This window comes from uncultured Methanobrevibacter sp., from assembly GCF_947170395.1.
Classification (GTDB): domain Archaea; phylum Methanobacteriota; class Methanobacteria; order Methanobacteriales; family Methanobacteriaceae; genus Methanocatella.
This window is the reverse complement of sequence record NZ_CAMVTE010000003.1, coordinates 96,885-106,443: the sequence shown is the minus strand read 5'-3', so window position 1 is coordinate 106,443 and position 9,559 is coordinate 96,885. Positions and strand designations below refer to the sequence as shown.

8 protein-coding genes are annotated in these 9,559 nt (G+C 39.0%); 6 read left to right on the top strand and 2 right to left on the bottom strand.

Annotated elements, in window-relative coordinates; genetic code table 11:
• The 5 genes from Q0W04_RS01780 to Q0W04_RS01760 all read left to right on the top strand — a co-directional run.
• The coding region (locus Q0W04_RS01780; RefSeq protein ID WP_298499480.1) for an Ig-like domain-containing protein at positions 1-2,852 on the top strand (2,852 nt) is incomplete at its 5' end.
• 326 nt (positions 2,853-3,178) lie between these two features.
• Complete coding sequence (locus Q0W04_RS01775) at positions 3,179-3,877, top strand: TIGR00297 family protein (protein WP_298499477.1); 699 nt, start codon at positions 3,179-3,181, stop codon at positions 3,875-3,877.
• A 107-nt stretch (positions 3,878-3,984) separates the two neighbouring features.
• Complete coding sequence (locus Q0W04_RS01770) at positions 3,985-5,223, top strand: 2,3-bisphosphoglycerate-independent phosphoglycerate mutase (protein ID WP_298499473.1); 1,239 nt, start codon at positions 3,985-3,987, stop codon at positions 5,221-5,223.
• 9 nt (positions 5,224-5,232) lie between these two features.
• A complete protein-coding gene (gene glmM / locus Q0W04_RS01765) occupies positions 5,233-6,570 on the top strand; it encodes a phosphoglucosamine mutase (protein ID WP_298499469.1) in 1,338 nt (445 codons plus the stop codon).
• 9 nt (positions 6,571-6,579) lie between these two features.
• Positions 6,580-6,990 (top strand): pyridoxamine 5'-phosphate oxidase family protein, encoded by a 411-nt coding sequence (locus Q0W04_RS01760; RefSeq protein ID WP_298499466.1) that lies wholly within the window; start codon positions 6,580-6,582, stop codon positions 6,988-6,990.
• Positions 6,991-7,061: 71 nt separating this feature from the next.
• On the opposite strand, the gene Q0W04_RS01755 is transcribed toward Q0W04_RS01760, so the two are convergent.
• Together Q0W04_RS01755 and Q0W04_RS01750 are read right to left on the bottom strand one after the other, a co-directional pair.
• The gene (locus Q0W04_RS01755) at positions 7,062-7,781 is read right to left on the bottom strand and encodes a DUF4012 domain-containing protein (RefSeq protein ID WP_298499463.1); all 720 of its coding nucleotides are present in this window, start codon (positions 7,779-7,781) and stop codon (positions 7,062-7,064) included.
• 155 nt (positions 7,782-7,936) lie between these two features.
• Entirely contained in the window at positions 7,937-8,104 is a 168-nt protein-coding gene (locus tag Q0W04_RS01750; protein ID WP_296874506.1) for a rubredoxin, read from the bottom strand.
• 114 nt (positions 8,105-8,218) lie between these two features.
• Here Q0W04_RS01750 and glmU point away from each other — a divergent pair, with 114 nt between their 5' ends.
• The gene (gene glmU / locus Q0W04_RS01745) at positions 8,219-9,559 is read left to right on the top strand and encodes a bifunctional sugar-1-phosphate nucleotidylyltransferase/acetyltransferase (RefSeq protein WP_298499460.1); all 1,341 of its coding nucleotides are present in this window, start codon (positions 8,219-8,221) and stop codon (positions 9,557-9,559) included.

Below are 9,559 nucleotides of genomic sequence, written 5' to 3'. Positions count from 1 at the left end.
AGACATTTGTTGTTGAGTATTCTGGTGATGATAACTTCGCTGCTAATTACACAATTGGTAACCTGACTGTTAAGGAGGCTAAGGTTGTTCCTGACATGAAGGTCGTTGATTATGGTAATGGTACTGTTGTTGTGGTTGTTGGTGATAATGCTACTGGTAATGTGACTGTTAAAGTGGGTGATAAGGAGTATAATGCTACTGTTGTTGATGGTGCTGCTGTTGTTCAGTTGGATGGCAATGTGACTCCGGGTACTCATGAGGTTGAAGTGATCTACTCTGGTGATGATACTCACGAGGCTTCCAATGCCACTGCTGAGATTACTGCTCCTAAGTATTCTGCTGATATTAAGGTTGATGTTTCTGAGATTACTGAAGGCGAACCTCTGACAGTCACTGTTGAGGTTCCTGCTAATGCAACTGGTAATGTTACTGTTTATGTTGATGGTAAGGAGTATCCTGGTGAGATTATTGATGGTGTGGCAGTTGTCACTGTAGATGATTTGACTGCTGGCAATAAGACATTTGTTGTTGAGTATTCTGGTGATGATAACTTCGCTGCTAATTACACAATTGGTAACCTGACTGTTAAGGAGGCTAAGGTTGTTCCTGACATGAAGGTCATCGATTATGGCAACGGTACTGTTGTTGTGGTTGCTGGCGGTGATGCTACCGGTAACGTAACAGTTAAAGTCGGAAATGATACTTACACTGCTGAGGTCATTAACGGAACCGCTACAATAACATTGGACAACTTGACTCCTGGCAAAAACAGCGTTGAAGTAATCTACAGTGGAGACGACACTCATGCACCTTCATCTGTAAACGCTACCGTAACAGGACCTAAATATGATTCCCCAATTGAAATCATTACAGTTCCTGGTGGCGTAGGTGAAGACACAGTAATCACAGTAAAAGCACCTGAAGATGCAACAGGCAATGTGACAGTCGAAGTTGACGGTGTAAAATACACTGCTGAGATCATCAACGGAACTGCAACATTAACAATCAATAACCTGACTGAAGGAACTAAAACAATAGCTGTCGAATACTCAGGCGATGACAACTATGAAGACGCACACACAACAGCTTCATTCACAGTATCCAAAGTCAAATCAAACGTAAGTGCTATTATTACTGACATTGACGTTGGCGAAAACGTAACTGTCACAGTATTTGTTCCTAACGATGCAACCGGTCAGGTATTGATAGATATTGATGGCGTAGGATATTATGTAAATGTAACAGACGGTATTGGAGTCACTCAGATTCCTCGCATGCCAAATGGAATTTATCCTGTAAACCTTACATATGTTGGTGATGATAAATATCTGCCAAGTACAAATAACACAGTATTCAACGTAAATAAAGTTCCATCATTTGTAATTCCGACAGCCAAAAATATCAATGTTGGCGAAAATGAAATTATCGTATTTGATGTTCCTAGTGATGCAACCGGAACTTTAAGCGTTGTTATCAATGGTGAAAACTTCACATTTGATTTGGATGAACTTTTAAGTGTTCCAATTTATGATGCGGGCGTATTCACTGTAGCTGTCAGTGACGGTAAAGGAGTACTGGTCTTGTCAGGTCTGTCTGCCGGGGAATATAATGTTTCTGTAACATACAATGGTAATTACAAATACTTGAAATCAACCAATTCAACAGTATTCACAGTTTCTCAAAGCGCCAGCGATATTGATGTCGTTGATTTGGGTAACGGTACTGTTAAAGTATATGTTTCAGATAATGCTACTGGTAATGTAACAGTTAAAGTTGGAAACCAAACTTATGTTGCCGAAATCAGGGATGGTGTTGCTGTAATCAATTTGGATAATACTTCAGCAGGAAAACATGATATTGAAGTGATCTATTCCGGTGACGATAGCCATTCAGCTAAAACAGTTGAGTCTGAAGTTTATATTCCTAAAAAACAAACTCCAATAAGCGTTACAGCACAGGATATATATGTGGAAGATAATGAACACATTGTCGTAACCGTTCCTGAGGACGCTACCGGAACTGTAATCATTGAAATCAATGCCCAAACATACAATGCCACAATCAAAGACGGACAGGCAGTATTTGACATAAAAGGACTGGCATTTGGAAACAAAACCGTTGCGGTAACTTACTTGGGTGATGACAGATATGCGGAAAACTTCACCACAGGTCAGTTTGAAGTTAAAAAACTTCCTTCAACTGCAAAGGCAACTTCAATGACCGTTAAATATGGAAGCGATGAAGTTATTAGAATTGATGTTCCTCAGGATGCAACAGGACGTGTGACTGTCAGAATTGATGGTGTTGATTATTCCGGAGAAATTATCAAAGGTAAAGTAAAACTGGTCGTTCCTAACCTTCCGGCCGGAAACTATGACGCTACTGTAATTTATGAAGGGGATGACAAATACTTGCCGGCCACTACACAAACATCATTTAAAGTAGTCAAATCCACTACTCCGATTTCAGCTTCCGGAGATTATATTGTAATTGGAGATGACGGAACCGTAACAGTAAACCTCCCAAGCGATGCAACAGGAACTGTAACCATTAAAACCGGCGGTGAAACTTATACTGCAGATGTAGTTGATGGTAAAGCGGTATTTCACATTCCTGGATTAAGCAAAGGTGTTCATTCTATTGATGTTTATTACTCTGGAGACAGTAACTATGATGCAAATGAAACAGTAACTAACGTAACTGTTGTTGATGGAGACCCTGACAATCTGGTCAGTCCGCATGAGGACGAGGGCATAGATTTATCCAAATATTCGACTGGTAATCCGATATGGATATTGTTATTGATTCTATTGGCTCTCGGATCAGCACAATTGAGAAGATTTAGAAAATAATTTTTCTTAATTTTTTCTTATTTTTTTAGAAATTTAATTATTTTTATCATTTCATATATATTACCAAAATCCTTTTTTATTTTTTATAATCATATACTTCATTTAATTAAAAATTCAATTAATATTTTTATAGTTAAATTCATCAAAGTTAATATTTTTAATCGTTATTTTAATTAAAAGCATGGGAATTTCCATTCAGTTTCTGCTATTCAAAATATGGGTAAAAATATCATTTTTCTCAGCGGGTTTTTAAAGTGCATGATTTAACTAAATCTTTTTATATTGTTTTAAACATAATTTAATAAAAACATAGGTTTGTTGATACTATGGTTGAAGCAATAATGATTAATTGGGTTTATGTAATTCTCTTATTTATTCTGGGGTTCATAACCTATAGAAGAAAATCTCTGGATTTGTTCGGTTCAGCGGTCATGATTTTTATGGGTGTTGTAATTATATTTTCAGCCGGAGCAAACTGGTTATTGCTTATTGTACTATTTTTAGTAATGTGTTTGCTTGCAACCAAATTTTCCAGAAAGTATAAGATGTCTTTAGGGGAATTTGAAGGAAGAAGGACCTCCAAAAATGTAATTTCAAATGGTGTTGTTGCCTGTTTTATGGCAGCATTCGGTGGCTATTACCTGCCGTTTGTAGGAGGGTTCATTGGAGCGATTGCAACAGCTACAGCAGACACTTTGGGCTCTGAAATTGGAGTTCTCGACCAGCACCCTAGATTAATCACCACATTTCAGAAAGTGGATCCAGGTACAAATGGTGCAGTTTCAGTTTTGGGAACAGTTTCAGGAATGGTTGGTGCGGCTATAATCGGTATTGCGGCATATCTTTTGGGAATTGTACCAAATCCGGTATCTGCAATTGTGGTTTCAATTGTTTCAGGAACTGTAGGTTGCTTTATGGATAGTATTTTGGGTGCTCTTTTGGAAAACAGGGATTTGCTTACAAACGAGCATGTTAATCTGATTGCAACAATTGTAGGAGCCATTGTTGGAATTTTATTGATTTAACTTTTTTTATAAATTTCATTTTAATTAATTAATCTCATTTTTAAATAAATTATTTAACTATTAAGAAATAAACTTTATAACAGTATATTTTATAAAAGGTGATATTTATGAAAGGTCTTATTTTAATCATGGACGGTATGGGGGACCGCCCTATTAAGGAATTAGGAAATAAAACTCCTCTTGAAGCGGCAAACACTCCTAACATGGACAAGATGGCTGCTGAAGGAATTACAGGTATTATGGATTCAATCGCTCCGGGCATTATTCCTGGAAGTGACACCGCACATTTATCAATTTTAGGCTACAATCCTTATGAAGTCTACACCGGAAGGGGGCCGTTTGAGGCAAACGGTGTCGGTGTGGACGTTCTTCCGGGCGACATTGCATTCAGATGCAACTTCTCAACCGTGGATGAGGATTTAATCGTAACAGACAGGCGTGCCGGAAGAATCAAGGAAGGCACTAAGGAAATAGTCGATGTTCTAAACACAATGGTTTTGGAAGATTATCCTGACGTAAAAATCATTTTTAAAGAGTCAACAGGCCACAGGGCTGTTCTGGTTTTAAGGGGAGAAGGACTCTCCGGAAAAGTAAGCGATGCAGACCCTAAGGTCGAAGGCAACAAACCGAAAGAAGTCAAACCTTTGGATGATACTCCTGAAGCTGCAAAAACTGCAGATATCCTAAACAAACTTGTTGTAAAAACCTATGAAATGGTTAAGGACCATCCTGTTAATGTAGGAAGAATCGAAGCGGGTGAACCTCCAGCTAACATTGTAATTCCTAGAGGTGCCGGTGAAGTTCCTAGCGTCGAACCTATAAACGACAAGTATGAAGTCAACTCAGCCTGTATTGCTGAAACTGGCCTTATCATGGGAATCGGAAGATTTGCAGGAATGGATGTCATTGAAATGGAAGACGTGACTGGCGGAATTGACACCAATTTAGACAATATCCGTGATACAATCATAGACCAGGTTAAAAACTCAGACCATGACTTTTTCCTAATAAACATTGACGGTGCCGATGAGGCCGGACACGACGGCCAGACCATCGAGAAAAAGGAATTCATCGAAAAGGTCGATGAAGTGGTAATGAGCGAATTGATAAAACTTGAGGATGTTTATATCTTCCTTACAGCTGACCACTCAACCCCGATTTCAGTCATGAACCACTCAGGAGATCCAGTACCTGTTTTAATCAGAGGTCCTGAAGTGAGGGTTGATGATGTAAGTGAGTTTTCAGAAGTTGCATGTGCAAAAGGAGGCCTTTGCAGAATCAGAGGCTCAGATGTAATGAACATAATGATGGATTTAATGAACTATGCACATAAGTTCGGTGCATAAGGTGGTTATATGGTAGCTAAAAAACTGTTTGGAACATCAGGAATCAGAGGATTGGTAGGCTCTGAGGTAACCTGTGAGCTTGCGCTGAATGTCGGCAAATCCCTGGCATATTATTTGGGAAATGCAGGAACTGTCGTATTGGGTTATGATACAAGAACCACAAACAGGATGCTTGACCAGGCCATTTGCGCAGGATTGCTTGAAAGCGGAGTCAATGTCATCAAAATAGGCATGGTTCCAACTCCATTGGTTGGTTATGCTACCGAAAAGCTTGATGCGGATGCCGGAATCATGCTGACAGCATCCCATAATCCTTCCCCTTACAATGGAATTAAGCTATGGAACAAGAACGGAATGGCTTATACTTCAGCTCAGGAAGCCGAAATCGAAAAAATCTACGCTGAAAAATCATACATCTCAGTCAGTTGGGACAAAGTAGGATCATTAAGTCTCAATGAGGAAATCAAAGGCAGATATGTTGATGATCTGGTTGATATGGTGGATATTAAAAAAGGACTTAAAGTTGTAATCGATTGCGCATCAGGTGCCGGAAGCGAAATATCACCTTTAGTATTCAGAAAGGCGGGATGCGAAGTGACAACCTTAAACTCACAGCCTGACGGATTTTTCCCTGGAAGAAACCCTGAACCGAATGCTGAAAACTTGGGCAACCTGATGAAAACCGTTGTTGCAATAGGCGCTGATTTGGGAATAGCCCATGACGGTGATGCAGATAGGATGATTACTGTTGATGAGCAGGGAAACATTTCACCGTTTGACTCTTTACTTGCTTTGATTTCAAAGGAATTCGATGGGGACATAGTAACAACTGTCGATGCGGGACTTTGCATGGACGAATCCGTAAAGGGAGAAGTCTTAAGGACTCCTGTTGGGGATGTTAATGTTGCTGAAGTAATCATCGAAAAGGATGCAAGTTTTGGAGGGGAACCTTCCGGAACATGGCTTCACCCGGATTTCTGCATGTGTCCTGACGGAATACTTTCCGGTTTGAGAATGGCTGAAATCGTATCAAGGGACGGCAAACTGTCCGAACTGCTGGCTCAAATTCCGTCATATCCTAACATTCGTGAAAAGATAACCTGCTCCAAAGAGGCCAAAGTCAGGGTAATGGAGAATATGGAGGAATTGCTTAAAGGCGCCTTTGACGATATAGTTGAGGTCAATTCAATCGATGGCGTAAGGCTGACATTTGAAGATGACAGCTGGGTGCTTGTAAGGCCGTCCGGAACTGAAGACTACATCAGAATTACATTGGAATCAAGAGATGCAGACAGGGCGGAATCTATCAGAAAAACATGTGTCAAGATCATTAATGAAAATTTATGAGGTGATTAAATGGTGGAAGGTCCACAAAGAATAGATGAATTCATGAACGAAGCGAAAGTATTTTTCTTAGCGACAGTAGACGGAGACAAACCAAAAAACAGGCCTTTGGGCTTTCATCTTTTAAAGGATGACAAACTCTATTTCGGTATCGGAAATCAGAAGGAAGTCTTCAAGCAGATGTCTGAAAATCCCTATGTTGAAATAGTGGCTCTGGTCGAAACAGACTTTTTGAGATACTATGGAAAAGCCGTATTTGAAGAAAATTATGACTTTGCCGACAGCATAGTCGAGGGCAATGAATTTTTGCAAAGCATTTACAATGATGAAACTGGTTTTAAATTGGCAATTTTCCATTTGGAAGAAGCAACTGCAGAAATTCGTGATATAACTGGTAAAATCATGGAATCTTATAATTTCTAAATTATAAATTCCTCTATTTTTTTTAAATCAAAATAAAAAAAGTTCTTTAAAGAATAAGAATTCTTTAAAGATTAAGATGCTATACTTTCATATCCTTTTGTAGCAAGTAGTCTTGTAAATGAACCGTCAGGTTTCATAATGATGTTTCCGTTGGAGTATTCCTGCAATGCAGATTGCACCATGGTATTTTTCTTGTCAGGATCTTTTGTAGCATTGATGATTGCTTTTGTAAGTACCATTACCGCATCTCCTCTGGACATGGTTCCCTGAACGTTTTCATTTCCTGCATAACCGTTGTATGCATCGTTGGAACGAACAATGTCTGCAGCACTGAGGTTGGTTATTTCCCCATCAACGTAAAGAGGTCTGATGGAATCGATGATGTTGTCCATACCTTCGTCATAAACGATGACTACTGCATCAGCATGCATTCCGGTATTGTGCTCTACAATTTCCACCGCATAGTCCATACCCTGATCCGTTCCGTCCCACAGACAGTCGTGAAGCATCATATTTCCGCCGATGCCTCCAGGGGCAGGCTGTGTAGGGTGGCTCATACCTCCAGGATAAACTGGGGTGTAGTTTTTAAGAGATCCGTTGACCAAATGGACCATGAATCCCATATCCACACTACCGTGAGGCTGTTCATATTTATCTGAAGCCAATACAAGAACGTTTTTGTCTTCAGCTGTCAAATCCGGACCTGTAAACAATGCGCCAGCAATGACAACTAACAGCCCGATAAGAATTACAAGAAGAATTGCTATAATCAATTTTTTTGTTCTCTTCATTTTCAATTCCCACATTTATTTTTAAAAATTATTAACAGAAGATAATCTGCTATTATTAACCTATTTAATCATTAAATTATATAAACTTCATTATTTTTTAAGGTTAAAAAGAGTTTAAATTAAAATTATTAAAAAAAAGATTATGAGAAGAAGATTTATTCTTCTTCTGCAATAAATGCGTCTACTCCAAGAGCAGCACATTCTGGGCAAACCCAGTCATCTGGCATATCTGCAGGAGTTTTTCCAGCAGGAATGTTGTAAGCAGGGTCACCTTTTTCAGTATCAAATCTGTATTCGCAGTGTAAACATACATAAACAGTCATTTTAATAATCTCCTTTTAAGTTTCACTATTAAAATTTTTAATAGCTAGTTATAATTTGTCTATATTGAAACTATTATTTAAAATTACTTATTTGAAGTAGTAAAGTTAATTTATATGTTAGAAGTTAAACATATAATATTATTAGATAATATTTTTAAGGGGATAGTCAAAGTGAAAGCAATTATTTTAAGCGCCGGTGAAGGTTCAAGGATGAGGCCGTTAACACTTACAAAGCCTAAAACCATGTTGCCGGTTGCTGGAAAACCTATTATTCAATACAACATTGAATCATTAAGGGACAATGGCATCAGGGATATCCTGCTGATTGTCCGTTATAAGGAAGAGATGGTTCGTGAGTATTTTGGTGACGGCAGCGAGTTTGGCGTAAACATTACATACCAGACTCAGGAGGATTTCCTGGGAACAGCAAATGCGATTTCCTACGGTAAGGACTTTATTGAAGATAGTCTGATTGTTCTTAATGGTGATATCATTCTGGACAATGAAATCATCAACGAAATCATCAAGAAATACAATTACATGAAGCCTGACACCTTGATGGTTCTGACTGAAGTGGAGGATCCTTCCGCTTTCGGTGTTGTTGAAATCGATGAAGGCAACATTAAAAAGATTGTTGAAAAGCCTAAAAAAGAGGAGGCTCCAAGCAATCTTGTCAATGCAGGTATCTATATTTTCAACAAGGATATTTTTGAAAAGATTGAAAAAACCGAGGTTTCCGAACGTGGAGAATATGAAATCACCGATTCCGTATCTCTCCAGATTGCCGACGGCAAAAAGGTAATCGGCCATAAAACAAATAAGGACTGGATTGATGTTGGCCGTCCATGGGAGCTCATTGAAGTCAACGAGGAATTGATAAGCCAGCTTAAAACAGAAATCAAGGGTGTCGTCGAAGACGGAGCACACATTCACGGCGAAGTATTTCTCGATGAGGGAAGCATTATCAGGGCTGGAGTATACATTGAAGGAAATGTCTACATAGGCAAACACTGTGATATAGGTCCTAATTCCTATATTCGTGGAAATTCATACTTCGGTGACCACGTGCATGTCGGAAATGCGGTGGAAATTAAAAATTCAATCGTTATGGAAAACACCAATGTCAGCCACTTGAGTTATGTCGGGGATTCTGTAATCGGGTCCAACTGCAATATAGCTGCAGGAACCAACATTGCCAACCTGAGGTTTGACAACCGTCCGGTAAAAACAAAAATCAAAAATCAGATGATCGACAGCGGAAGGCGTAAGCTGGGTTCCATTATCGGTGATTCCGTAAAGACTGGAATCAATTCCAGTTTTTCACCGGGTGTTAAGGTGGGACACAATTCCACAATCGGTTCTGGGGTTTTATTATATGATGATGTCCCCTCCGATACAAGGGTATTGGTAAAACAGAATCATATTATACAAGATAAAAACAAGAAAAAAGAATAA

Coding starts and splice junctions, on each gene's coding strand:
- Q0W04_RS01775 (WP_298499477.1), top strand. CDS start 3,179: ATGGTTGAAGCAATAATGATTAATTGGGTTTATGTAATTCTCTTATTT.
- Q0W04_RS01750 (WP_296874506.1), bottom strand. CDS start 8,104: ATGACTGTTTATGTATGTTTACACTGCGAATACAGATTTGATACTGAA.
- Q0W04_RS01760 (WP_298499466.1), top strand. CDS start 6,580: ATGGTGGAAGGTCCACAAAGAATAGATGAATTCATGAACGAAGCGAAA.
- Q0W04_RS01755 (WP_298499463.1), bottom strand. CDS start 7,781: ATGAAGAGAACAAAAAAATTGATTATAGCAATTCTTCTTGTAATTCTT.
- glmU (WP_298499460.1), top strand. CDS start 8,219: ATGTTAGAAGTTAAACATATAATATTATTAGATAATATTTTTAAGGGG.
- Q0W04_RS01770 (WP_298499473.1), top strand. CDS start 3,985: ATGAAAGGTCTTATTTTAATCATGGACGGTATGGGGGACCGCCCTATT.
- glmM (WP_298499469.1), top strand. CDS start 5,233: ATGGTAGCTAAAAAACTGTTTGGAACATCAGGAATCAGAGGATTGGTA.